24 protein-coding genes and 1 tRNA gene are annotated in these 23,336 nt (G+C 64.7%); 14 read left to right on the top strand and 11 right to left on the bottom strand.

The features are described 5' to 3' along the window. The 6 genes from QN358_RS16590 to QN358_RS16615 form a co-directional block, all read right to left on the bottom strand. Positions 1-1,156, bottom strand: a 1,156-nt coding sequence (locus QN358_RS16590; RefSeq protein WP_323513007.1) for a sensor histidine kinase, incomplete at its 3' end; no start/stop codon positions are given. Further along, positions 1,157-2,020 (bottom strand): ABC transporter permease, encoded by an 864-nt coding sequence (locus QN358_RS16595; RefSeq protein ID WP_323513008.1) that lies wholly within the window; start codon positions 2,018-2,020, stop codon positions 1,157-1,159. After that, positions 2,017-2,958, bottom strand: coding sequence for an ABC transporter ATP-binding protein (locus QN358_RS16600; RefSeq protein WP_323513009.1), 942 nt, complete (start codon positions 2,956-2,958; stop codon positions 2,017-2,019). Before QN358_RS16600 ends, QN358_RS16595 begins: the two co-directional genes overlap by 4 nt. A gap of 131 nt (positions 2,959-3,089) precedes the next feature. Continuing rightward, positions 3,090-4,289 carry a pyridoxal phosphate-dependent aminotransferase gene (locus QN358_RS16605; RefSeq protein ID WP_136641191.1) on the bottom strand — a complete coding sequence of 400 codons (1,200 nt, stop codon included), beginning with the start codon at positions 4,287-4,289 and terminating at the stop codon, positions 3,090-3,092. A 19-nt stretch (positions 4,290-4,308) separates the two neighbouring features. Beyond that, positions 4,309-4,866, bottom strand: coding sequence for a flavin reductase family protein (locus QN358_RS16610; protein ID WP_136641319.1), 558 nt, complete (start codon positions 4,864-4,866; stop codon positions 4,309-4,311). 184 nt (positions 4,867-5,050) lie between these two features. Next, entirely contained in the window at positions 5,051-6,022 is a 972-nt protein-coding gene (locus QN358_RS16615) for an NAD(P)H-quinone oxidoreductase (RefSeq protein WP_161580359.1), read from the bottom strand. Between the two features lie 156 nt (positions 6,023-6,178). On the opposite strand from QN358_RS16615, the gene QN358_RS16620 reads away from it, so the two are divergent. The 6 genes from QN358_RS16620 (at position 6,179) to QN358_RS16645 (ending at position 9,783) form a co-directional block, all read left to right on the top strand. Then, positions 6,179-6,251, top strand: a tRNA-Trp gene (locus tag QN358_RS16620). 52 nt (positions 6,252-6,303) lie between these two features. Beyond that, positions 6,304-6,594: a preprotein translocase subunit SecE gene (secE, locus tag QN358_RS16625; RefSeq protein WP_136641189.1), complete on the top strand. Its 291-nt coding sequence runs from the start codon at positions 6,304-6,306 to the stop codon at positions 6,592-6,594. A gap of 47 nt (positions 6,595-6,641) precedes the next feature. Continuing rightward, entirely contained in the window at positions 6,642-7,760 is a 1,119-nt protein-coding gene (gene nusG, locus QN358_RS16630) for a transcription termination/antitermination protein NusG (protein ID WP_323513010.1), read from the top strand. A gap of 120 nt (positions 7,761-7,880) precedes the next feature. Beyond that, entirely contained in the window at positions 7,881-8,312 is a 432-nt protein-coding gene (gene rplK / locus QN358_RS16635) for a 50S ribosomal protein L11 (RefSeq protein WP_323513011.1), read from the top strand. A gap of 120 nt (positions 8,313-8,432) precedes the next feature. Beyond that, positions 8,433-9,125: a 50S ribosomal protein L1 gene (rplA, locus tag QN358_RS16640; RefSeq protein WP_136641186.1), complete on the top strand. Its 693-nt coding sequence runs from the start codon at positions 8,433-8,435 to the stop codon at positions 9,123-9,125. A 127-nt stretch (positions 9,126-9,252) separates the two neighbouring features. After that, positions 9,253-9,783 carry a GNAT family N-acetyltransferase gene (locus QN358_RS16645; protein WP_136641185.1) on the top strand — a complete coding sequence of 177 codons (531 nt, stop codon included), beginning with the start codon at positions 9,253-9,255 and terminating at the stop codon, positions 9,781-9,783. A 43-nt stretch (positions 9,784-9,826) separates the two neighbouring features. On the opposite strand, the gene QN358_RS16650 is transcribed toward QN358_RS16645, so the two are convergent. The 3 genes from QN358_RS16650 to QN358_RS16660 all read right to left on the bottom strand — a co-directional run bounded on the left by QN358_RS16650 (position 9,827) and on the right by QN358_RS16660 (position 13,413). Continuing rightward, the gene (locus tag QN358_RS16650) at positions 9,827-10,786 is read right to left on the bottom strand and encodes an NADP-dependent oxidoreductase (RefSeq protein ID WP_136641318.1); all 960 of its coding nucleotides are present in this window, start codon (positions 10,784-10,786) and stop codon (positions 9,827-9,829) included. Positions 10,787-11,116: 330 nt separating this feature from the next. Then, positions 11,117-12,703 (bottom strand): hypothetical protein, encoded by a 1,587-nt coding sequence (locus tag QN358_RS16655; RefSeq protein ID WP_136641184.1) that lies wholly within the window; start codon positions 12,701-12,703, stop codon positions 11,117-11,119. Between the two features lie 83 nt (positions 12,704-12,786). Beyond that, the gene (locus QN358_RS16660) at positions 12,787-13,413 is read right to left on the bottom strand and encodes a YqaJ viral recombinase family protein (protein ID WP_416352020.1); all 627 of its coding nucleotides are present in this window, start codon (positions 13,411-13,413) and stop codon (positions 12,787-12,789) included. Positions 13,414-13,504: 91 nt separating this feature from the next. Between QN358_RS16660 and QN358_RS16665 the strand changes: the two genes are divergently transcribed. Further along, positions 13,505-14,356, top strand: a complete 852-nt coding sequence (locus QN358_RS16665) for an NAD-dependent epimerase/dehydratase family protein (RefSeq protein ID WP_136641183.1) — start codon at positions 13,505-13,507, stop codon at positions 14,354-14,356. On the opposite strand, the gene QN358_RS16670 is transcribed toward QN358_RS16665, so the two are convergent. Further along, positions 14,353-15,021: an ABC transporter ATP-binding protein gene (locus QN358_RS16670; protein WP_136641182.1), complete on the bottom strand. Its 669-nt coding sequence runs from the start codon at positions 15,019-15,021 to the stop codon at positions 14,353-14,355. The genes QN358_RS16665 and QN358_RS16670 overlap by 4 nt on opposite strands. A gap of 61 nt (positions 15,022-15,082) precedes the next feature. Then, positions 15,083-16,636 (bottom strand): ABC transporter permease, encoded by a 1,554-nt coding sequence (locus QN358_RS16675; RefSeq protein ID WP_136641181.1) that lies wholly within the window; start codon positions 16,634-16,636, stop codon positions 15,083-15,085. 191 nt (positions 16,637-16,827) lie between these two features. On the opposite strand from QN358_RS16675, the gene QN358_RS16680 reads away from it, so the two are divergent. The 7 genes from QN358_RS16680 (at position 16,828) to QN358_RS16710 (ending at position 23,270) form a co-directional block, all read left to right on the top strand. Next, positions 16,828-17,589 carry a response regulator transcription factor gene (locus tag QN358_RS16680; RefSeq protein ID WP_136641180.1) on the top strand — a complete coding sequence of 254 codons (762 nt, stop codon included), beginning with the start codon at positions 16,828-16,830 and terminating at the stop codon, positions 17,587-17,589. Further along, complete coding sequence (locus QN358_RS16685; protein ID WP_136641179.1) at positions 17,586-19,070, top strand: sensor histidine kinase; 1,485 nt, start codon at positions 17,586-17,588, stop codon at positions 19,068-19,070. The genes QN358_RS16680 and QN358_RS16685 overlap by 4 nt, the downstream gene beginning before the upstream one ends. 41 nt (positions 19,071-19,111) lie before the next feature. Continuing rightward, positions 19,112-19,948: a DUF1684 domain-containing protein gene (locus QN358_RS16690; protein WP_323513012.1), complete on the top strand. Its 837-nt coding sequence runs from the start codon at positions 19,112-19,114 to the stop codon at positions 19,946-19,948. Between the two features lie 22 nt (positions 19,949-19,970). Then, on the top strand, positions 19,971-20,699 hold the full coding sequence (locus QN358_RS16695; RefSeq protein ID WP_323513013.1) for a DUF2071 domain-containing protein: 729 nt from the start codon (positions 19,971-19,973) through the stop codon (positions 20,697-20,699). Between the two features lie 211 nt (positions 20,700-20,910). Then, positions 20,911-21,432 (top strand): 50S ribosomal protein L10, encoded by a 522-nt coding sequence (gene rplJ / locus QN358_RS16700; protein WP_136641176.1) that lies wholly within the window; start codon positions 20,911-20,913, stop codon positions 21,430-21,432. Beyond that, positions 21,432-21,815, top strand: coding sequence for a 50S ribosomal protein L7/L12 (gene rplL, locus QN358_RS16705; RefSeq protein WP_323513014.1), 384 nt, complete (start codon positions 21,432-21,434; stop codon positions 21,813-21,815). The genes rplJ and rplL overlap by 1 nt, the downstream gene beginning before the upstream one ends. A gap of 165 nt (positions 21,816-21,980) precedes the next feature. Further along, positions 21,981-23,270: an ABC transporter substrate-binding protein gene (locus QN358_RS16710; protein WP_323513015.1), complete on the top strand. Its 1,290-nt coding sequence runs from the start codon at positions 21,981-21,983 to the stop codon at positions 23,268-23,270. Positions 23,271-23,336 lie beyond the last annotated feature (66 nt).

Here is a 23,336-nt window from a genome sequence, read left to right on the forward strand (position 1 = left end):
GCTCCACCCGCAGTTCCACCCCGCCCGCCGCCGAACGACCGAGTACCAGCGTTCCGCCGGCGAGTGAGAGCCGCTGCTGCATTCCCGCCAGCCCGAACCCGCGGTCAACCGGCTGCCCAACCGTCATTCCGGCCCCGTCATCGCTCACACACAGCGAGACCGCGCCGCCCACAGCCGACAATCGCACGCTCACCGTGCGGGCCCCCGAGTGCTTCCGCACATTCGCCAGCGCCTCCTGCACGCACCGCAGCAGCACCACCTCGACCTCGTTCGGCTGCGCCTCGTACTCCGATGTGTCGAGCGTGATCTGCACGCCCGTCTCCCGCGTGAACCGTTCGATGAGTCGACCGAGCGCGGCACCGAGCCCCCCGTTCACATCGACCGGTGCCACGGAGGCCACGAGCGCGCGGGTCTCGACGAGAGCCTCGCGGGCGATCTCTTCGATGAGCGCCAGGTCGGCGCGAACGGCAGGGAGGGCATCCAGAACCTGCGACTGCGACCGCTGCGCCACCATCACGAGCCCGGTGAGGCTCTGCGCGATGGTGTCGTGAATCTCGCCTGCCAGCCGCTCGCGCTCGCTGAGTATGCCGCTGTCACGGTTCAGGATGGCCAGCTTCTCCTGCGCCGCCTGCAACTCGCCCAGCAGGCGTGTGTTGTCTTGGCCCTGCTGCAGAGCGAACGTGAACCAGAGGCCGAGCGCGATGCTGAACATCAGCGAGATGGATTCGATGGCGATGGCAGACCCCACGGCCGCGCTGCCGGTGCCGGTCGACACGAGAAAGCCGAAGGTCACCGCAAGCGCCAGTACGACGTTCAAGATGATGGCCCGGCGCAGCGGGTCGACCGAGAACCAGATGATGGGAAACCCGATGGCCTGCAGGGTGGCCATCGAGGGATCGAACGCCGTACCCACGCCGGTGCACGCGATGGCGAGCAGGGGAAACAGCAGCACCGCGTGCCCGACGGGAAACGTGCCGTCACCGCGGGCGGTGAAATTGCGCCAGCCGAACGCGGCATAACCGATGCCCAGTACGCCGAGGCAACACCAGGCGCCGATCGTGGCAGAGGGTTTGGCGCCGAGGTCGGGCAGCACGATGACCGCGAGCCCGACGATCGTCGCGGCCACCGCCATGTGCCACCAGCTGAAGCGCATCATCTAGCTATCTTTGCGGATCCAGCGGAAGGTCAGGCGGCAGATCACCAATCCGCCGACCAGCCAGATGAGGAGGGCAATCGCGGCGCCGGCGAGGTTCCACACGCCGCCCGGCTCCACTGCGGCGAAACTTTCGGGCAGGAACACGGAGCGCATGCCCTGCGCCATCCATTTGAGCGGAAAGATGCTCGCCACAGACTGCAACCAGTCAGGCAGCAGCGCGAACTGCAGGTAGACGCCCGAGATGAACTGCAGGATGAGAATGGGCGGGATGATGACAGCGGTGGCACTTTTGCCCGAGCGGGGCAGGCGCGAGATGGCGATGCCGAGTACCGCTGAGGTGGCGATTCCGAGGAGATAGACCCAGGCGAAGGTCATCCACTTGGCCGGTTCTGTGGGCAGGTCGACGCCGAACGCGAAGTGCGCGACGAGCAGCAACAGAGCCAGCTGCAGCAGTGAGGTGGCCAGAACCTGGCCCATCTTGCCGAAGAAGTACGACAGCACAGGCAGCGGGGTGCCGCCGAGTCGTTTGAGGGTGCCGTCGCTTCGCTCCATGGCGATGTCGGTGCCGAGGTTCTGTACACCGCTCAGCAGGATGCCCGCGGCGATCATGCCCGGCAGATACCCGGCGGCCTGGCTGATGCCGCCCGAGCCGTCGGGGTTCGCGCCGATGTTGCCCATGCCCTGAAATGCCACCGAGAAGATGGTGAGCATGATGACGGGGAAGAGAAACGTGAAGAAGAGGGTGTCGCTCTGGCGAAAGTAGACCTTCGTCTCGTAGCCGATGCGGGCGGCGCCGAGGCGCAGGGTGCGGCCGATGCCGAACGAGGAGGCCCGGGTGGCCGGGGCCCGGAGTGCTGCGGTCATGCTGACACCTGGTCTTTCGTGCTGGAAGCGCTGGGTGTGCTGGATGCACTGGGTGTGCTGGGCGTGTGGGATGCGCGGGATGCGAGGTCTGCCTCGAACGCCCCCACCAGCCCGAGGTAGATGTCTTCGAGGCTGGGCCGCACGATCTCGAGCCCCGCCGGTTCGCCGAGCCTGCCCACCAGCTCGGCAACCACCCGCCCGGGGTCGCTGGCCCGCTGCTCGCGGGCGATGCCGTTCTCCAGCCAGCGCACGATCGGCGTGCGGGCCTCATCAGAGCCGAGCGTGTCGATGGGGCCGATGGCCACGAGGGTTCCGGCGGCGATCACGGCGGCACGATCACTGAGCTGCGCGGCCTCGTCGAGGTAGTGGGTGGTCAGCAGAATCGTGGTGCCTTCGCGTTTCAGCGAGCGGATCAGCTCCCAGAAGTGCCGGCGCGCCTCAGGGTCGAACCCGGTGGTCGGCTCGTCGAGAAAGAGCAGTTCGGGGCGCCCGATCACGCCGAGCGCCACATCGACACGACGACGTTGACCGCCAGAGAGGCTCTTGAGTCGCGTGTTCGCCTTGTCTTCGAGCCCCACCGCGGCGATCACTTCGTCGACGCTTCGCGGGTTCGGGTAGTAGCCGGCGAACTGGGTGAGCTGTTCGCGAACGGTCACGTTGCCGCTCTCGCCCGAGCTCTGCAGCACGATGCCGATGCGTGCCTTCCAGGCCAGGCCGCCGCGTTGTGGGTCTGAACCCAAGACGCGAGCCTCACCGCCGCTGCGGTCGCGATACCCCTCGAGAATTTCTATGGTCGTGCTCTTGCCCGCGCCGTTCGGCCCGAGCAGAGCGAACGTCTCTCCGCGTTCGATGTCGAACGTCACTCCGGTGAGAGCGGTGAAGCTGCCGTACGACTTGGTGAGCTTGTCGACGCTCACAGCCGGGTCTATTGCGTTCATGATGCAATGCTGGCCCTCGCAGCCAGATCGCAACAGCCCTCAGGAGGTCTACCCGGGCATCCACCGGTTGGGGGATGCCCGCCGAGAGGCCCGCCCGAACCGCCGGTTCGAGCATCCCGACCCGAACAGCCCTACGCGAACAACCGCTGCAGCCGCGCCACGCCCTCAGCCAGGGCCTCATCGCCGAGCGCGTACGACATGCGCACGAACCCGCTCGGCCCGAACGCCTCACCCGGAATCACGGCCACTTCGGCCTGGTCGAGAATCAGGTCGGCGAGCTCGAGCGAGGTCGTCGGCGTCACCCCGCCCCACGGCCGGTTCAGCAGCCCGGTCACGTCAGGGTAGACGTAGAAGGCGCCCTCGGGTGTGGGGGTGTGGATGCCCGAGATCTGGTTCAACCCGGCCACAATGCTCTTGCGGCGACGGTCGAACGCCTGGCGCATCACCTCGACCGCGTCTTGGGGCCCAGTGAGCGCGGCCAGGGCGGCCCGCTGCGAGACGTTCGACACGTTCGACGAGAGGTGCGACTGCAGGTTCGACGCCCCCTTGATGGCATCGGCAGGACCGACCATCCAGCCCACCCGCCAGCCGGTCATGGCGTAGGTCTTCGCCACACCGTTCACGAGAATGGTGCGGTCGGCAAGCGAGGGCACGGCTTCGACGATCGAGAGGGCCGAAACCCCGTCGTAGGTGAGGTTCTGGTAGATCTCGTCGGTGATGACCCAGAGGCCGTTCTCGTCGGCCCACTCGCCGATGGCGCGGGTCTGCTCCGGCGAGTACACGGCGCCGGTGGGGTTCGAGGGAGACACAAACAGCAGCACCTTGGTGCGCGGCGTGCGGGCGGCCTCGAGCTGCTCCACGGTGACGAGGTAACCCTGGTCGCTGCCGGCGAAAACCTCTACCGTCACGCCACCCGCGAGGGCGATGGCCTCGGGGTAGGTGGTCCAGTACGGGGTGGGCACGATGACCTCGTCGCCCGGGTCGAGCAATGTGGCGAACGACTGGTACACGGCCTGCTTGCCGCCGTTGGTCACGATGACCTGCGAGGGCGAGACCTCGAGCCCACTGTCGCGGAGCGTCTTCGCCGCGATGGCCTCGCGGAGCTCTGGCAGGCCCGCGGCGGGGGTGTAACGGTGGTTCTTGGGGTCTCGCGCCGCGGCGACGGCCGCCTCGACGATGAAGTCGGGAGTGGCGAAGTCGGGCTCGCCGGCGGCGTAGCTGATGACCGGTCGCCCGGCCGCCTGCAGCGCTTTTGCCTTGGAATCGACTTTCAGTGTCGCCGATTCGGCGATCGACGAGATGCGGTGCGAGATTCTGGTGCGTTCAGTCACCCCGCCAGCCTACCGATCCCTACTGGATCTTGGAGTTCTCGTCGAGACGGTGCCACGTGCGGTTGTGGTAGACGAGAGGGTGCGCCGTGGCTGCATCTGCCGACGGGTCGCCCGCCTCTGGCGCGTAGGTCTCGAGCGCCTGAACGGCGACAACGGTCGACCCGCCGGCCTCCATCTTGTTGACCACTCGGCCGCGGATCCAGGCGTGCGCTGCAGGAAAGTAGGGTTCACCCGTGGGCAGGCGCTTCCAGATGGTCGTGTCTGCGAAGCGGTCGATGCCGCTGGTGGCACCGAGTTTCGCGATGTCGAGCTGGTCGGCTCCGAGCAGGTGAACCACCACGGTGTCGGCGCGCCGGATGGTCGGGGTGCTCGATGAGAGCTCGGAGATCGAGAACACCAACAGTGGTGGCGCGATACTCACCGAGAAGACCGAGGTCGCTGTGAGTGCGACAGGCCCGTCGCCCGCGTCGGCCGTGATGACGGCGACACCCGCCGGGTGGTTGCGAAAAGCAGCCCTGAATTCGTCGGCACTGACCGTCTCCGAACTCGGGTGCTGCACGAGCACATGTTCGCCCACAACCGTGTGTTCGTCAGCCGACGGCTGCGTCTCGAAACGGTTGATGGGCTGCGGGTCGCTCACGTTCACTCCTCGGTAGTCTTCGGTGTTGCCAAACGTAAGACTAAGTGAGCTCCTGTTTCAGGGGTATTACGCCGGTAACACTGTTACCGATCCGCACGTTCTCCCAGCTTTCGTGCAGGGCTCAGAGCGTGAGAAGCACCTTGCCGATGTGGGTCGACGACTCCATCAGCGCGTGGGCCTCTGCGGCGCGCACGAGGGGCAGCCTCTCGGCTACGACAGGTTTCACCGTGCCGTTCGCCACCAGCGGCCACACGTTCTCGGCAACGCTGGCCACAATCGCGGCCTTCGCCGATGCCGACCGTGCGCGCAGGCTCGTGGCATGGATGGTGCCGCGCTTCATCATCAGCGGCCCGAAGTTCAGATCTCCTGTTTCTCCACTCAGGTTTCCGATATTCAGCAGATGGCCATCCAGAGCCAGCGCCCGAATGTTGCGGTCGAGGTACGACCCACCCACCGAGTCGAGAATCACTTGGGCCCCGTTCGTCTCAGCCTTCATCCGTTCGACAAAATCTTCTGTTCGATAATTGATCAGGATGCTCGCCCCCAGCTCCTCGCACGCTGCGAGCTTCTCGGCAGAACCTGCTGTGACAGCGACGCGGGCGCCGAAGGCTCGGCCCAGTTGCACGGCCATGGTGCCGATTCCACTCGAACCCCCGTGCACGAGCAGCGTCTCGCCCCGGCGCAGATCGGCGAGCATGAAGACGTTCGACCACACTGTGGCCACGACCTCGATCAGCCCGGCCGCATCGACGAGATCAATGGTGTCGGGAACTCTCAGCACGTGGCCGGCCGGCGCGCTGACGCGCTCGGCGTACCCACCGCCAGAGAGGAGGGCGCAGACCCGGTCGCCTGGCGCGAACGTGGTGACCGCAGCACCCACCTCGAGCACCGTGCCGCTGGCCTCGAGGCCGAGCCAGGTAGGAGCGCCCGCGGGCGGCGGGTAGTGCCCCTGGCGCTGGCTGATGTCGGCGCGGTTGACGCCCGCGGCGGCCACGCTGATGAGTACGTCGTCCGGCCCGATCTCGGGTTCGGGCACCTCGCCCACACGCAAGACAGAGGCATCACCGGGAGTATCGAAGACCACAGCTTTCATGATTCCAACGTACGCCCCGCCGCGGCCTTTGCGGTCGCCTGCGATCTGACTTACACTAGGTGGAGGTAGTTGAAATCTGCCATGCTTTTTTGTGCCCATTTCTGGCTGACCCCATGAGTTGTTTGCAGAGAAGTACAACGGTTTCTCCGCATCTTTAGGGTGGTGGCTCAATTGGTAGAGCAGCGGTCTCCAAAACCGCAGGTTGCAGGTTCGAGTCCTGTCCGCCCTGCAAATCGTGGTGAGCGTTCGCTCACTTCGATCGCTTGTGAAAGGTACTGACGGTGGCACGAAAAATAGTCGACGAACCCAGCGAGGCTGTCGTCGAGCGCGCCAAGAGTGACCGGGCGGCTAAGCGCAACCCGTTTGCACGCCTGGTGCTTTTCATCAAGCAGGTCATTGCAGAACTCAAGAAGGTCGTAACCCCGACCCGCAAAGAGCTGATCAGCTTCACAATCGTTGTGCTCATCTTCGTCGTCATCATGATGGCGTTGGTGTCGGGCCTCGACTTCGTGTTCAGCTGGATGGCCGTCTTTGTGTTCGGTGACCCAGGAACCAGCCCACTCGGCTCGTAGTTCCTTCCGTCGCCTGAAATTTTCGCAACAGAAATGGAACGCATTTAGTGTCTAAGTCAAACCGGGACGACCTCGACCTCGGGGCTGCTGAAGAGCAGTCGAGTGAGGTCGAAGAGGCGCAAGAGGGCGACAACATCGAGATCGAGTCTCCGACCGACCTCGATGCACTGCTGCGCGCCATCGATGGCGGCTCGAATGACGAGCACTTCATCGGCTCCGATTCAGACGGCTCCGGCTCTGACGACCCCGAGGTCGACGACCTCGAGGCCGACGCCGAAGTGAACGAGGCGCTCGAGTCCGGCAGCGCCGACGACACCGAAGCCGCTCTTGAAGCCATCGAAGACGAAGAAGAGATCGACGGCGCCGCAACCGACGCCGAAGACGACGACTTCGTCTCCGACTCCGTGGTCTCTGCCGACAGTGCGGGCGACCTCGAGCTGCAGGCCGAGCTCGACGGCGATGCCGGTGCCGGTGCCGGTGCCGGTGCCGGTGCTCTCGACGGTGACACCGCGGCTGAGGGCGACGAAGAGGCTGAGGCCGAAGCCGAAGACCCGTACGAGGCGTTCCGTGCGGAGCTCCGTTTCATGCCCGGTAAGTGGTACGTCATCCACTCGTACGCCGGTTTCGAGAAGCGCGTCAAGCAGAACATCGAGAGCCGCAAGAGCTCCATGGGCATGGAAGACTACGTCTACCAGGTCGAGGTTCCGATGGAAGACGTGGTCGAGATCAAGAACGGCCAGCGCAAGCTCGTCACCCGTGTTCGCATCCCCGGGTACGTTCTGGTTCGCATGGATCTGAACGAAGACAGCTGGTCTGTCGTTCGTCACACCCCTGGCGTCACCGGCTTCGTCGGTAACTCGCACAACCCCACTCCGCTCCGTTTCGAAGAAGCCTTCAACATGTTGAAGAGCCTTGTCGAGATCATCGAGGCACCGGCGGCGAAGGCCTCTGGCGCCAAGGGCGGCAAAGCTGTCTCGCGGGCCATTCCGGCCGAGATCGACTTCGAGGTCGGCGAGACCGTCACCATCAAAGACGGCTCGTTCGCAGGTCTGCCGGGTACCATCAGCGACATCAAGCCTGCCAGTGGCAAGCTCGTCGTTCTGGTTTCGCTGTTCGAGCGCGAGACCCCGGTCGAGCTGTCGTTCGACCAGGTCACGAAGCTCTGATCCCATGATCGCGCCGCCGCTCCTGCGGCGCGATGAATAAAACTTCATGCCACTGTGTTGGCATCGATAGCGTCCGGCTTCGGCGATTGAAGCTGGTTTACAAAAAAGAGGAAGAAAACAATGGCACCGAAAAAGAAGGTCACGGGTCTGATCAAGCTTCAGATCAAGGCCGGCGCCGCCAACCCCGCACCCCCCATCGGGCCTGCGCTGGGTCAGCACGGCGTTAACATCATGGAGTTCTGCAAGGCGTACAACGCTGCGACGGAAGACCAGCGCGGCAACGTCATTCCGGTTGAGATCACCGTGTACGAAGATCGTTCGTTCACGTTCATCCTGAAGACCCCGCCCGCAGCGGAGCTCATCAAGAAGGCAGCGGGAGTTGCCAAGGGTTCGGGTACGCCTCACACCGTCAAGGTTGCGAAGCTCACCAAAGCCCAGGTTCGCGAGATCGCTCAGATCAAGCTGTCCGACCTCAACGCCAACGATCTCGACGCTGCGTCGCTGATCATTGCCGGCACCGCCCGTTCCATGGGCATCACGGTCGAGGCGTAACTCTCGACTCGATCGGGTTCACCCCCGATCATCCGTTGGCCGCCGTCGGCGACCGACAGTGGGAGAGCCAGCCTGGCTCAACAACCACACTCTCCATCAGTTGAATTTAGGAGATTCACAATGGCACCCAAGTCAAAGGCATACCGGGCCGCCGCATCGAAAATCGATGAAGGCAAGCTCTACACCGCCGCCGAAGCCGTCGTTCTTGCAAAAGAGACCGGCTCGGCAAAGTTCGACAGCACCGTTGAGGTCGCCCTCAAGCTCGGTGTTGACCCCCGCAAGGCAGACCAGATGGTTCGCGGCACCGTGATTCTTCCCCACGGCACCGGCAAGACCGCCCGCGTCATCGTCTTCGCAACGGGCCCCGCGGCCGAGGCAGCAATCGCTGCCGGCGCCGACGAGGTCGGTGGCGACGAGCTGATCGAGAAGGTGGCCGCTGGCTACACCTCGTTCGACTCCGCCGTCTCGACTCCGGAGCTCATGGGTAAGGTCGGTCGTCTCGGAAAGGTACTCGGCCCGCGTGGCCTCATGCCCAACCCCAAGACCGGCACCGTCACCCCCGACGTGGCGAAGGCTGTCACCGAGATCAAGGGTGGAAAGATCGAATTCCGCGTCGACAAGCACTCCAACGTGCACTTCGTCGCCGGCAAGGTCAGCTTCACGCCCGACCAACTGCGCGAGAACGTCGGCGCTGCGCTCGACGAGATCGTTCGCCAGAAGCCGAGCTCCTCGAAGGGCCGCTACATCACCAAGGGCACCGTTTCGACGACCTTCGGTCCTGGCATCCCGGTCGATGTGAACGCACTGGCCTGAGCCAATTTGTTTTAGAAGCGGCACGCGCTTCTAAAACGTGAAGGGGTCCGCTTCGGCGGGCCCCTTCTTTCGTTTGAAGTCATCGCGGGAGCCGGATGGCGGGTGGGGCGGGTCGTAGGCTGGGTGGATGCCCGTTTCTTACCGCCAGGCCGGTTCTGATGATGCCGACCGTCTTGCCCTTGTTGCCGCCGCTACGTTTGCGCTTGCCTGCCCGCCGCACACGCCGGCTGCCGGAATCCAGCACTTCATTGTGACGAACCTCTCAGAGGAGGCGTTCACGGGGTATCTCGCCGACGACGCTCGAATGCTCTTCGTTGCCGAACTCGATGGACTGCCGGTCGGGTACACGATGGTCGTCATGGGTGAACCGGGCGACGCTGACGTTGCGGCGGCGCTGACCGTGCGTCCGACGGCGGAGCTGAGTAAGTGCTACGTAGTGTCAGGGCATCATGGCCTCGGCATTGCGGCAGAGCTGATGAAGGTGTCAGTCGAAGCGGCAGCGGCTCGCGGCGCATCCGGAATCTGGCTCGGCGTCAACAACGAGAACGCTCGGGCCAACCGCTTCTACGAGAAGAACGGCTTCGCGGTGGTCGGCTCCAAGACCTTTCTCGTCGGAACCTCGCTCGAAAACGACTTCGTGCGCGAGCGCCGCCTCTGACTCCTCTCCCTCTGACGGGGCGCGGGGTGCTGCGGGAGCGCGGCTAGATCTGGTCGGCCAGGCAGATGACGAGTTTGCCGCGGGTGTGGCCCTCTTCGATGCGGCGGTGGGCTTCGGCGGCATCGGCCAGATCGAAGACTTCGTCGACGTGCACGAGCACATCGCCCGAGTTGATCAGCCGGCTGATGACGGTGAGGGTGGAGGCGTCAGGGGAGACCTTGTAGGTGGTGGCGCGAAGACCGAGAGCATGGGCATCCGGAATCAGGGTCGGCCAGCTGCCGGTGGGCGCGTTCACGATGAGGCCGCCGGGGCGGAGTGTCTGAAGCGAGCGGGTGCCGGTGTCGTCGTGCACGTTTCCGATGAGGTCGATGACAACGTCGACGTTCGACACGGCGTCTTCGAACCGCGTCGAGGTGTAGTCGATGATCTCGGCCGCGCCGAGCTCACGCAGCCAGCTCGCGTTGCGTGGCGATGAGGTGGCGATGACATAGGCGCCGAAGTACGCCGCGAACTGCACGGCGAAGTGGCCCACCCCGCCGGCGGCTGCATGAATCAGGATGCGCTGGCCCTCGTGCGCCTTCGCCACGTCGACCACCATTCCCCAGGCGGTGAGGGCGGCGACCGGAACCGCTGCCGCCTCGATCAGCGACAGCCGACCGGGCTTCTTGCACACCTGAAGACTCGGAGCCGACACGTACTCGGCGTAGGAGCCCTGGCCGCGAGGGGCGCTCAGCATGCCGTACACCTCGTCACCCGGCTTCAGCGGGTGGCCTTCGTAGGGGCTCTCGATGACGATGCCGCTGAAGTCTTGCCCGACGATGTAGGGAAAGCTCGGGATGGCCGCGCTCACGCCGCGACCGGCGCGGGTCTTGGCGTCGAGAGGGTTCACTCCCGCGGCGGCGACTTTAACCAGAACCTCGGCATTGATGCGTTCGGGCAGTCGCACCGTGGAAACATGCAGAACCTCGGGCGACCCCGTGGCGTCGATGACGGCGGCCCGCATGCTGGTCGGGCGATCGATGGTTCCTGTGCTCTCCGCTTTCGGGTTCGACAAGTGACTCACTCCAGTCGTTTGCTGCGTCATCGGTAGCCTTCCTGGTGGTGGAATCAACCCCACAGGTGAATCGCGAGGTATCGAATGGGCGTAGCCCGTTAGGGGGCCCCACGACCTAAGTAAAGCGCGCTATTGATACAGAGATGTTACGAGGGTGTCACCTTGTTGCTAACAAACTTTCCTTGCTCAAGCTCGGTTTTTGTCGCGACAGCTGCAAATGGCGGTGCACCCCGAGTGGGGGGTGCACCGCCATTTGCCGATGGGTTGTTGTTGTGGTGTTTACTCTGGGGTCGGCCCTGATGTCGACGGCGGTTTCGGGCGTGATGCGGGTCGTGATTTCGACCTCGATCGAACGGTGACCAGCCCGGCACCGACGATCAACGCGGCAGCGGCCGCCAGGGGCCAATAGCTCAGGAGGTCGAGACCGGTGCTGGCCAGCTGGTGCCCTGAACTGATGCTGGTTGTTCCCAGCGAGTTGCTGCCGGTGCTGGCTGGGAGGGATGGCGAGCTACTGGGTACTCCAATGCCAGTACTGGTTCCAGTTCCCGAGCCAGGGTTGGGTGTGGCGGGCGGGGTCGTCGGCGGAGGCGTCGGTATTGAAGTGGAGGGGTTGACTTGGATGTTGTACTGCACGGCTGCCGGCGGGCGCTGCCCGTTTGTTGCCGTGACGGAAATACGCACGGGGTCGATGCTGTCGGGCGTGCCGGAGATCGTGGCAATGCCATCGAAGGTCAGCCACGATGGCAGGTTGCCCACGGTGAAGACGGGTGCTGGGGTTCCTTCGGCTGTGAATGTGAAGCTGTACGCGTCACCGACGCGAGCGGCCGGAGGGGCGGCCGAGGTGATGCGAGGCGGGAACGGCGCGGCGAGCGGGTCGGGGTCGATAAACCGAACGTCGTTCACATCGCCGGTCACGAAGAGGCGGTGCCCCACGGTGTCGAGCGCAAGGCCGCGCGGGTTCGAATCGGTTTCGAGCAACTCGAGGTTCGACCCCTGAGGATCTCTGCCGTCGAACTGGGCGAGGCGTAGACGAGTTCCCACGACGACGAAGACGTTATGGGTGAAGGGGTCGACGGTCACGCCCGTGGGTGCGGCGCCGAGAAGCAGTGTCGACACCGTGGGTACCGTGGCCGTGCTGTCGAAGTAGTTCACGCTGCCGTCGAACGAGTCGGTCACGAAGACGCGGCCGGTTCCCGGGTCGACGGCGATACCTCTCGCGTCAGGCAGTCCCGTGACCGTGGTGAGGGTAGGAACGGCCGCCGTCTCGTCGAATGAGATGACCGAGTCGGTTCCCGCCGTGACGTACACGGTGTGTGTTGCCGGGTCGACGGTGACATAGCGTGGAATTGCTGGCAGCGCGACAGTTCGGTAGGTGGGAGTGTCGAGCGAGCCGTCGAAGAGAGAGATGGTTCTGTTCAGTGTGGTGCTGACGATCACCGTGTGCGTTACTGAGTCGACCGCGATATCGGCGGGCTTCTGGTCGACCGAGACGGGGGTCGCTCCGGCGGTGAGCGCGTCTTCGCGAAGCATCGAGACACTGTTGTTGTCGCGAATCACGTACACCTTGTGATTCGATGAGTCGACGGCGATCGCACCGAGGTTCGTTCCGAGCCCAGAGATCGTTTGGCTCGTCTTCGAGCTGTCGTCTCCGTCGAACGTCGACAGCGTGTTGTCGCCCGAATTCACCGAGAAACCTACGCGCGAGACGGAGTCGAAGGCGACTCCCATGGGCATCGGCCCGACTGTGACGCCTGCGTAGGCCTCAGCCGCCCCGGCCGTCAGCAGCACGGCGGCCATGACAAGACCGACGGTACTGACGCCGGCGGCGGCGGAGCGTAAGGCGAGAGAAGTTCGACGAACTGACATTATGCGAGACTATCTCATGAGCGAGGTAACCTCAACTGATGTCTGACCGTTCGTCGGTGGTACCCCGGCCGTATCCCAGTACCTCAGCGGCGCTGCATCAGGGTCAGCAGCTGGTCGGCGAGCTGAACGAGCAGCGCGATCTCGTTCTCATCGCGGTCGACCCAGCGGCACTCGGGCTCGGCGGCGACGGGCACAAAGGCGCTGTGCTGCTCCCACACCACCAGCGTGCGCTCGGCCCCGAGTACGTACTGCTGCCACCAGACCTGGCGCAGGTAGTGGCGGGGAATCGACTTCCACGCCTTGTTGGTGGTCTTGATCTCGGCCAGCTCGGTGTCGCCAGTGGCCGTGACGGCGATGCCGTCGGGGGTGGCCAGGTGCAGCGGCCGACCGTGAGCGTGAAAGAGTGTGGTGCTCGGTGCGATGCCGTAGTGCCGCAGAACCCACGCTGCGATCTCGGGCTCGCGAATCTTGCCGTGGTCGGTGTAAGCGTTGCCACCGAAGTTGTTGCCATTGATCTTGTCGTACGCGGCGTTCTCGACCGACCGCTGCGTAGTGAGGCGAGCAGCGTCGGTGGCGGTCACGCCGCGACTGCGGGCGCGGATCCAGGCGACCCGGTCGGTCGAGTCGGCCACGATGCGCGAGAGGTGTGCGGGAGGCCGGGTAGAAGGCGCCTCGGCTACGGCCTGCTCTTCTTCCCACGGGAAGGTCAGAGTCAAGGCGGTGGTCACGGTTTCATTCTCCTCCGGTTTCGGTGACAGACTTGTACCAACACGTCTGTGAAACGACTCAACGAGGAGCATCATGCGCATTGCAGTAACCGGTGGATCAGGCAAGCTGGGCAGCACGGTGGTCAGCTACCTCCGTGACGCCGGCCACGAGGTGTTCAGCCTCGACCAGACGGGCGGCCGTGAATACGGCGAAGTGCGAGTGAACTTCACGAACTACGGCGAGACAGTGGATGCCCTGATGGGCGTCAACGACCGGTACGACTCTCTGGATGCCCTGGTGCACCTGGCCGCGATACCGGCGCCGAGCATCCTGAGTGATGTGGCGACGTTCGACAACAACATGCTCTCGACGTTCCACGTGTTGCAGGCGGCGAAACGGGCAGGCATCAAGAACATCGTGACGGCCTCGAGTGAGACCGTGCTCGGGTTGCCGTTCGACGTTTCGCCGCCCTACATCCCGGTGGACGAGGAGTACCCGGCCCGCCCCGAGAGCGTCTACTCGCTCACAAAAGTGCTCGAGGAACAGCTTGAGATCGAGCTGACCCGGTGGGATCCGGAGCTGAAGATCGTGGCGCTACGGTTCTCGAATGTCATGTATCCCGAGGACTACGTCGAATTCCCCAGCTTCGACGCAGACGCCCGCTCACGCAAATGGAATCTGTGGGGCTACATCGACTCCCGCGACGGCGCTCATGCAGTGCTGAAGGCACTCGAATGGCAGGGTAAGGGCTTCGAACGGTTCATCATCGCGGCAGCCGACACCGTCATGTCGCGCCCGAACGCCGAACTCATCGCCGAGGTCTTCCCCGACACGCCCGTGCGCGGCGAGCTCACCGACCACGAGACGCTGCTGTCGATCAGCAAGGCACGCCGCGTGCTCGGCTACGACCCGCAGCACTCCTGGCGCGACACCGTAACCCCCTAGACCTCGCGCACCTTGCCGGCCTTGATGTGCAGGCGCCGCCCGGCCCGCCGGGCCACGGCGGTGTCGTGCGTCACGATGATGAGCGTGAGGCCCTGCTCTCGCCAGAACCCTTCGAGCAGCTCCATGATCTCGTCGCGGGTCTCCTCGTCGAGGCTTCCGGTGGGCTCGTCGGCCAACAGCACCTCGGGGCGCTTGACGAGCGCACGGGCGATCGCAACACGCTGCTGCTGCCCGCCCGAGAGCTCGGCAGGCAGGTGCGTGAAGCGGTCGGAGAGCCCGACCGAGGCCAGGGCATCCCGAGCCCGTGTACGGCGTTCAGAGCCCGACACCCCGAGCGGTGCGAGTGCCGTCTCGACGTTCTCTTCGGCCGTCAGCGTGGGAATCAGGTTGAATCCCTGAAACACGAACCCGATCTCTTTCGCCCGAATCTCGGCCAGCTTGTGGTCGCCGAGCTTCGACAGCATCGAGGCACCCAGCGTCACGTCGCCGGAGGTGGGCCGGTCGAGCGCGCCGAGCATCTGCAGCAGTGTCGACTTGCCACCGCCGGTCGGGCCCTGAATGGCAACCATCTCGCCGTCTTGAATGGTGAGAGTCACATCGTCGAGCGCCGTCACCTTACGTTTGGTGGCGTTGTAGGTCTTGGTCACATTGGTCAGTTGGTACATGGATGATCTCCTCGAGGTCATTCGTCAGAAAAAGGTGTCTGGCAGGCGGTGGAGCCCAGGGCTAGCCCACCGAACGCAGCGCCTCAGCCGGGCGCAGCCGAGCGGCCCGCCACCCACCGAATGCGCCCGCGAGCAGTCCGCCGAGAATGGCGAGCCCCACAGCGATCAGAACGATCTCGATCGTGAACGGCGCGTGCAGCGTGACCGTCGTCGCGGCCTGCTGGGCAGCGGCACCGAAGCCGCCACCGCCCGCTGCGCGCTGACCGAAACCGCCGCCTTCGCCGCCGGGGGTCGTACCGCCACCGGCTGCCGCACCTGCGGCCCGTCGTGCCGCCCCACCCACGCCGCCGGCGGTCGAGGCAGACCCGCTCAGCGTCGGCGAGATGATGTTCACCACGACGATGCCGGCGATGCCGACTGCGATACCGATCACTCCACCGATGAGACCCTGCACCACAGATTCGCCGGCGACCTGGCCGACGATGCGCCGGTTGCTCCAGCCGATGGCTTTCAGTGTGCCGAATTCACGGGTACGCCGGGTGACGCCCGAGATGGTGAAGAGAATGGCGATGAGGAACGCCGCAGCCAGCACGAGGATCGAGAGCCAGGTACCGAGGTTCGAAACGAGCGTCGACGCGGTCGAGAGTGACCCGGAGACCGTCGCAGCGAGGTCGGCCTGCGTGTCGACCGTGGCCGTCGGCAGAGCCGCCTTGAGGGTGGTCTGCAGCTGGTCGACAGCGCTCGACGATGAGGCCTGAACGTAGATGTTGCTGATCTTGCCGGTGTTGGTCGAGAGAGTCTGCGCCACGTCGAGCGGGATGTAGACGTTTGCTGCCGTCGCCGAGTCGGAGCCAGACGAGCTCACGGTACCGACGATGGTGAAGGTCGTGCCGGCGATGGCGATGGTGCCGCCGGTGGCGAGTGAGGCCGAGGTGGCGTAGTTCGCGTCGAGCACAGCGTTGTCGGTTCCGGCATCGGCTGCACTCAGCAGGCGCCCGTCGGCGAGGGTGACGGCCGAGAGCGGGCCGACGGAGTCGCCAGAGGGGTCAAGGCCCAGCACACTGAAGCGGTTGAGGTTGAACGCACTGCCGCCGGCGCCGTCTGCGCCGCCCGTGGGTGCGGCGGTCGAAGGTGCGGCGCCGCCGGTGCGGGTACCGCCGGTTCCGGATGCTCCGGTGCCCCGTTGCGGAATCTGACCGCTGAACGTGACGTTCTCAAGTGACAGTGTTCCGGTGGCGGCCGCGACGCCGCTGACGGCCTGAACGGTCGCGAGCTGGGTGGCATCGAACACCGTCTGCGTGGGGGTACTCGTCAGGCGCGACTGACTGAGGTTCGTGGTGCCCCCGGTGCTCGCACCGTCACCGGAGCCGAAGGCGAAGCCCTGCTGGCCGCCACCGGTCGCGCCGGCCGTGGGCGGGGTGGCGGCTTGGCTGATGGTGATGTCTGTGCCGACGCCATACACCGACTGCAGAACGGAGGCCTGAGCGTTCTGCACTCCGGCAGAGAACGAATTGACCAGAATGACGAGGCCAATGGCCAGCGCCATTCCTATGGAGATGATGATCGTCTGCTTGCGCCGATTCAGAAGCTCTCGCCGCAGATACGTACCGAACAAGGGAGGCTCCTTCGAAGCTGTGAATAGTAGTGAACGGCGTCACGCTAGAAGCGATGCTTATCGGGAGCCAGAGAAATTCCTATGAATCAGCTGAGCCTGAAGGATTACTCACCCGCGCGCACAGCCGAACTCACAGGTGCGACCTAGGGGGCTCATAGACTGGTCATAGAAACATTCGGATACTTGGGGGTGTGACCATAGACAATTCGAGGCTCCCTTCCAGTTCGACCGCTGCCCGCCCGCGCCTCTCCCGCGCCGACGGTTCACCGGTTCGCGCACTCGTCGTCGACGACGAGCCCACCCTCACCGACCTGCTCTCAATGGCACTGCGCTACGAGGGCTGGGAGGTGAAGACGGCCAGCGAGGGCCGCACGGCCGTCACCCTCGCCCGCGAGTTTCGCCCCGACGTCATCGTTCTCGACGTGATGCTGCCCGACATCGATGGTCTGCAGGTTCTGTCGAGGGTTCGCGCCGACGGCCAGGAGACACCGGTTCTCTTTCTCACCGCCAAAGACGCGCTCGACGACCGCATCGCCGGGCTCACGGCGGGCGGCGACGACTACGTCACCAAGCCGTTCAGCCTCGAAGAGCTGGTGGCGCGCCTGCGGGGCCTGCTTCGGCGCTCCACGGTTCTCGTCACCGACGCGGTCGACCCCGAGGTTGTCGTGGGAGACCTTGTTCTGAACGAAGACAGCCACGAAGTGCACCGCGGCGACGACTCCATCGAGCTGACCGCCACCGAATTCGAGCTGCTGCGATTTCTCATGCGCAACCCCCGCCGGGTGCTCAGCAAGGCCCAGATCCTCGACCGTGTGTGGAGCTACGACTTCGGCGGCCGTTCGAGCGTGGTTGAGATCTACATCTCGTACCTCCGCAAGAAGATCGACGCCGGGCGCGCGCCCATGATCCACACGGTTCGCGGTGCCGGCTACATGCTGAAGACCGCCCCGTGACCCTTCGCCGCCGCCTCATTCTCAGCGTCGCCGTACTGATCGCTCTGCTCGGCCTCACCATCGGCCTTGTCAGTACTCTTGCGCTGAACGGTGTGCTGGTGAGCCGGCTGGATGCCCAGCTTCCCGGTAGCCGTGCCCAGAGCGGCTCGACCAGCGTTCCCCCTCCGGGCACGTACAGCCTTCAGCTGCGGGGCGGCGACGCCACCACCTTTCTCGACCGCCAGCCCACGGGCACTGTGGGTGCCATCATCTCGGGCGGTCAACTCATCTACTCCGGGGCGGTCGTGGCCAATACCGACACCTCCTCGCTGACCAACGAGATCGCCGCTCTCTCGGCCAGCCAGGCCGGTCAACTGCAGGCGCTGCCCACCGGCAAGGCGCCCGTGACCGTCGACCTCGGCGGGTCGCTCGGCCAGTACCGCGTCGTCTCGCTGGTGACCACGAGCGGTGACACTGCCGTCATTGGCCTTTCGCTCGCCTCGGTGCAGAACACCGTGGGCCAGCAGATCATCGTCACGCTGATTGTCACGGTGCTGGGGCTGATTGTGGCCGTGTTCATCGGTGGTCTGATCATCCGGTACTCGCTGCGGCCCCTGCAGCGAGTGGCCGACACGGCCGAACACGTGGCAGAACTACCGCTCGATCGCGGTGAGGTGGCGCTCGCAGTGCGGGTGCCCGAGAGCGACACCAACCCCAACACAGAGGTGGGGCGGGTCGGATCTGCGCTCAATCGCATGCTGGAGCACGTCGCATCGGCGCTCACGTCGCGCCAGCAGAGCGAAGACAAGGTGCGCCAGTTCGTCGCCGATGCCAGCCACGAACTGCGCACTCCGCTGGCCTCGATTCGCGGCTACGCCGAACTCACCCGCCGGCAAGACCATCAGCTGCCCGACGACGTGACCCACTCGCTCACCCGCATCGAGTCGGAGGCCAAGCGCATGACCTCGCTGGTCGAAGACCTGCTGCTGCTGGCCCGGCTCGACTCCCGGCCCGATGTCGCGCACGACACCGTCGACCTCACACTCACGCTGGTCGACGCCGTCAGTGACGCCCACGCCGCCGGCCGCGACCACGACTGGATTCTCGACCTGCCGGAAGAGCCGATCGAGATCGAGGGTGACGGCCCCCGGCTGTACCAGATCACCACGAACCTGTTGGCGAACGCCCGACTGCACACGCCTCCGGGCACGCATGTGACAGCCGGTCTGGCCGAAGAAGTCGTCGACGGGGTGACGTACGCCGTCATCAGCGTGACCGATGACGGGCCCGGAATCGACGCAGAGATTCTGCCGACCCTGTTCGAGCGGTTCGTGCGCGGTGACGTGTCGCGCTCGCGGCACGCCGGCAGCACGGGCCTCGGGCTCGCCATCGTGTACGCCGTGGCTGAAGCACACGGCGGAACCGTGACGGTCGAAAGCGTGCCGGGCAACACCGTCTTCCGGGTGCTGCTGCCCGTCGTGTGGCGCGGCGCGGCGGCGTGACCGCGGCGAATAAATCGGGCGCATCGGGGGTTGCACAAGACATGGTCACAGACGTTCAGCACACCCCGACCCAGCTCGCCGCCTTTCGCGAGGCCCGCCGCCGTTACGTCACGAGCCCGCAGGGCAACCTCTCTCTCGTGAACACCGAGTGGATCACCGGAGACCCCGCCACCGGCCAGACCTCGTACGGTGTCGCGGGCACCTGGTTTCCGCTGCCGGCAGGCGAGTCGGGCCTGCGACTCGAAGCCGCCGCGGCCGATGGCCTGAGTGTCGACGGAGTGCCCGTCGACGGCAGCGTGGTTGTGCGGGGCAAAGACTCCGACCGGCCCTCCGAGGTTCGGTTCGGCGACACCGTCACGGGGTACGTCGTCGCCAGCGAAGAGGGCACCTATGCCCTGCGGGTGTGGGATGCCCGCTCTGACGCCAACCGCGACTTCGGCCGTATCGACGCCTTCGACTTCGACCCCTCGTGGGTGGTCGAGGCGCAGTTCACTCCCATTCAGGGTGGCCGCGCCATCGGAATCGAGCACCTCAAAGACGGCGGCAAGACCCGCGAGCGCGTCGTGCCCGCCGAGATCACCTTCACGAAAGACGGAGCCGACGTGAGCCTGGCGGCCTTTCAGGATGACGGTGGCCTGCTGCTGGTCTTCTCCGACGCCACCAGCGGCGACTCCACCTACGGGGTTGGCCGCTTCATGCGGGTCGTACCCGACGCCGACGGCACCATCACGCTCGACTTCAACCGCGCCTATCTGCCCCCGTGCGCTTTCTCGTATCACTTCAATTGCCCCATGCCGCCCGCGCAGAACCGCCTCTCGTTCGCTGTAGAGGCCGGGGAGAAGAACGTGCTCAATGCGCAGGGCGCACTGCTGCACTGAGATTCACGACAGAATAGGCGGTGTGAGTTTTTCTCCGAACGACATCGCCCGGCCCATTCTGAGTCAGCAGTGGCGCAACGTGACGTTTCTACACTGGCGCATCGACACGGCCGACGCGGCGTCGCTCATGCCGCCCGGTGTGGTGCCCGACGAGTTCGACGGCAGTTCGTGGGTGGGGCTCATCCCGTTCACGCTCCGCAACACCCGGTTCGGGCCCTCTCCCGCTCTGCCGTTCTACGGAACCTTCCATGAGACCAACGTGCGCCTCTACGCCCGCGACGCCGAAGGGCGAAAGGGTGTCGTCTTTCTCTCGCTCGAAGCCGAACGCCTCGCTGCGGTGGCCGCGGCCAGGGCGGCGTTCGCCCTGCCCTATATCTGGTCGCACATGCGGGTGCGAAGAACCGCGGGCACGCTGGTCTACACCTCCCGCAGGCACTCGAGCCCGCGCGGTTCGGTCGACTCGGCGATTTCGGTGCGCCCCGGCGAACGCATCGAGCATCCGGATGCCCTGGCCGACTTTCTCACGGCACGCTGGGCCCTGTTCAGCCGCCAGTTCGGCCGCACCGTCTACATGCCGAACAAGCACCAGCCGTGGCCGCTTCAGAAGGCAGAACTGCTCGACTTCTCTGACACACTGCTCTCGCGGGCCGGCCTGCCGGGCGTCGCCAACCGCCCGCCTGACTCGATTCTGTTCTCGCCGGGTGTCGACACTGTGTTCGGTTCTCCGCAGAAGTTGCACCTGCCCCAGTAATCGGTTACTGTGAATGAAGCCAAAGACCGCTGGTTATCGTTGTGCCTGAATCTGTTTCGATGGGTTCGGGTGTGATGGTCGAAGTTTCGCTCTAGCGAAAGCCCGCGCAGGTGTTCGAAGCCTTGCGTTTTTCTCAAGCTCCGCACTCCTGTGTGGAGCTTTTTTTAGTTGCGTCTCTGGGGCTGCCAGCACAACTTATCCAAGGAGCGCCATGGCGAACAAAGAAGCCACGGTAGCCGAGCTCTCGAACCTGTTCGAAACCTCGACTGCTGTACTGCTTACTGAGTACCGCGGTCTCACTGTGTCGCAGCTGACAAGCTTGCGTCGTTCCATCAGTGAGCACGCCACGTACGCCGTGGTAAAGAACACGCTGACCAAAATTGCGGCAAACCAGGCTGGTATTTCGTCATTCGACGAAGAGCTGGTCGGCCCGTCTGCACTCGCATTCGTTCACGGTGACCCCGTGGCCGTTGCAAAGGCCCTGCGCGACTTTGCCAAGGCAAACCCTCTTCTGACGGTGAAGGGCGGTTACTTTGACGGTAAGCCGCTGACCGCCGAAGAGGTAAACAAGCTCGCCGACCTCGAAAGCCGGGAGGTGTTGCTGGCGAAGTTCGCCGGTGCCGCCAAGGCCTCGCTGTTCGGTGTCGCATACCTGTTCAACGCACCGCTCTCGAAGGCTGTTCGCACCGTCGAAGCACTGCGTGAAAAGCAAACCCAAGAAGGAGATAAATAATGGCAAAGCTGTCACAAGACGAGCTCATTGAAGCATTCAAGGAGCTCACGCTCATCGAGCTCAGCGAGTTCGTGAAGAAGTTCGAAGAGGTCTTCGAGGTCACCGCTGCGGCTCCCGTCGCCGCTGCCGGTGCCGCTGGCCCCGCCGCTCCCGTCGAAGAGGTCGAAGAGAAGACGTCGTTCGACGTCATCCTCGAGGCCGCTGGCGAGAAGAAGATCCAGGTCATCAAGGAGGTGCGTTCGATCACCAGCCTCGGCCTCGGTGAGGCGAAGGCACTCGTCGATGGAGCCCCGAAGCCCGTTCTCGAAGGCGTCAACAAGGAAGCTGCCGACAAGGCAGCCGCTCAGCTTCAGGAAGCCGGCGCGACGGTTACCATCAAGTAATCTCGTTCCACTTGGAAGAGGTGCCCTTCGCATTCGTGCGGCGGGCACCTCTTTTTTGTGCTCTGGTGTTTTTCAGTACAAAGGTGTGAGCATCACTCGTTAATCGAGTAAGATTCAGTTTTGGCGGTTCAACAGAGCCGCCGTAGCTCGATGAGGAGTCACACAGTGCACGTATCAAAAATGTTCGTCGGCGTCGCCGGCATCGCCATCGTGGGGGCCGCGCTGACCGGATGCACGGCGGGTTCGACCACGGGTTCGATTACGGGTGGCGCCAGCAGCGACGCCACCCTGTCGTCGCGCGGGCCCATCACGTATGTACAGGGCAAAGACAACAACAACGTCGTGCGCCCGCTGATCGACAAGTGGAATGCAGCGCATCCCGACCAGGTGGTCACGTTCAAAGAGCAGAGCGACCAGGCCGACCAGCAACACGACGACCTCGTGCAGCACTTCCAGGCCAAAGACCAGAACTACGACGTCGTCGACGTCGATGTCGTGTGGACGGCCGAGTTCGCCGCCAAAGGCTGGCTGCAGCCGCTCACCGACACCATGGCCATCGACACGTCGGGGCTCATGAAGCCCACCGTGGTGAGCGCCACCTACAACAAGACCCTGTTCGCGGCCCCGCAGACCTCCGACGGCGGCATGCTGTACTACCGCAAAGACCTCGTGCCCACCCCGCCGAAGACGTGGGACGAGATGATGAAAGACTGCGACATCGCCAAGACCGCGGGCATCGACTGCTACGCCGGCCAGTTCGCCGACTACGAGGGCCTCACGGTGAACGTGTCTGAGGCCATCAACACCGCCGGTGGCTCGATCGTCGCCGCCGACGGAAAGACGCCCACGCTCAACACGCCGCAGGCAAAAGCCGGCCTCACGAAGCTGGTCGCGGCGTATGCGAACGGCAACATTCCGAAAGACGCCATCACGTATCAAGAAGAGCAGGGTCGAACCGCGTTCGAGGCGGGCAAACTGCTCTTCATGCGCAACTGGCCCTACGTCTACAGCCTCGCCTCGACCGACGGCAGCTCGACGGTGAAGAGCACGTTCGGGGTCGCCCCGCTGCCCGGCGACACCGGTACCGGCGCTTCGACGCTCGGCGGCCACAACGCCGCCATCAGCGTGTACTCGCAGCACAAGGCCACGGCGCACGACTTCCTCACCTTCCTCGAGAGCGCAGAGACGCAGAAGTTCTTCGTGACGCAGGCGTCGAATGCCCCGGTGTTGAGTTCGGTCTACGACGATGCGAGCCTGCAGGCTCAGTTTCCCTACCTCGCCACGCTCAAGACGTCGATCGACAGCGCGGTACCGCGCCCGGTGACGCCGTTCTACCCCGCCGTGACGAAGGCTGTCGAGACGAACGCCTATGCGGCGATCAAGGGTGACAAGACTGTCGACCAGGCGCTGGCCGACATGCAGACGGCCATCGAGACGGCCAGCTCGGGCAACTAGCCGAGCAGAGCAGGGTGGGGTTGGGGCGTTGTGGTGGCGCCCCCACCCTGTCTCTTATACACATCT

This window comes from Subtercola sp. RTI3 (assembly GCF_035018625.1).
GTDB classification, from domain to species: domain Bacteria; phylum Actinomycetota; class Actinomycetes; order Actinomycetales; family Microbacteriaceae; genus Subtercola; species Subtercola vilae.

What these genes read in the sequence shown, in the direction of transcription:
- rplJ (WP_136641176.1), top strand. Translation starts at nt 20,911, where the DNA reads ATGGCGAACAAAGAAGCCACGGTAGCCGAGCTCTCGAACCTGTTCGAA.
- rplK (WP_323513011.1), top strand. Translation starts at nt 7,881, where the DNA reads ATGGCACCGAAAAAGAAGGTCACGGGTCTGATCAAGCTTCAGATCAAG.
- QN358_RS16645 (WP_136641185.1), top strand. Translation starts at nt 9,253, where the DNA reads ATGCCCGTTTCTTACCGCCAGGCCGGTTCTGATGATGCCGACCGTCTT.
- QN358_RS16615 (WP_161580359.1), bottom strand. Translation starts at nt 6,022, where the DNA reads ATGAAAGCTGTGGTCTTCGATACTCCCGGTGATGCCTCTGTCTTGCGT.
- rplL (WP_323513014.1), top strand. Translation starts at nt 21,432, where the DNA reads ATGGCAAAGCTGTCACAAGACGAGCTCATTGAAGCATTCAAGGAGCTC.
- QN358_RS16670 (WP_136641182.1), bottom strand. Translation starts at nt 15,021, where the DNA reads ATGTACCAACTGACCAATGTGACCAAGACCTACAACGCCACCAAACGT.
- QN358_RS16650 (WP_136641318.1), bottom strand. Translation starts at nt 10,786, where the DNA reads ATGCGGGCCGCCGTCATCGACGCCACGGGGTCGCCCGAGGTTCTGCAT.
- QN358_RS16600 (WP_323513009.1), bottom strand. Translation starts at nt 2,958, where the DNA reads ATGAACGCAATAGACCCGGCTGTGAGCGTCGACAAGCTCACCAAGTCG.
- QN358_RS16655 (WP_136641184.1), bottom strand. Translation starts at nt 12,703, where the DNA reads ATGTCAGTTCGTCGAACTTCTCTCGCCTTACGCTCCGCCGCCGCCGGC.
- QN358_RS16665 (WP_136641183.1), top strand. Translation starts at nt 13,505, where the DNA reads ATGCGCATTGCAGTAACCGGTGGATCAGGCAAGCTGGGCAGCACGGTG.
- QN358_RS16595 (WP_323513008.1), bottom strand. Translation starts at nt 2,020, where the DNA reads ATGACCGCAGCACTCCGGGCCCCGGCCACCCGGGCCTCCTCGTTCGGC.
- rplA (WP_136641186.1), top strand. Translation starts at nt 8,433, where the DNA reads ATGGCACCCAAGTCAAAGGCATACCGGGCCGCCGCATCGAAAATCGAT.
- QN358_RS16690 (WP_323513012.1), top strand. Translation starts at nt 19,112, where the DNA reads ATGGTCACAGACGTTCAGCACACCCCGACCCAGCTCGCCGCCTTTCGC.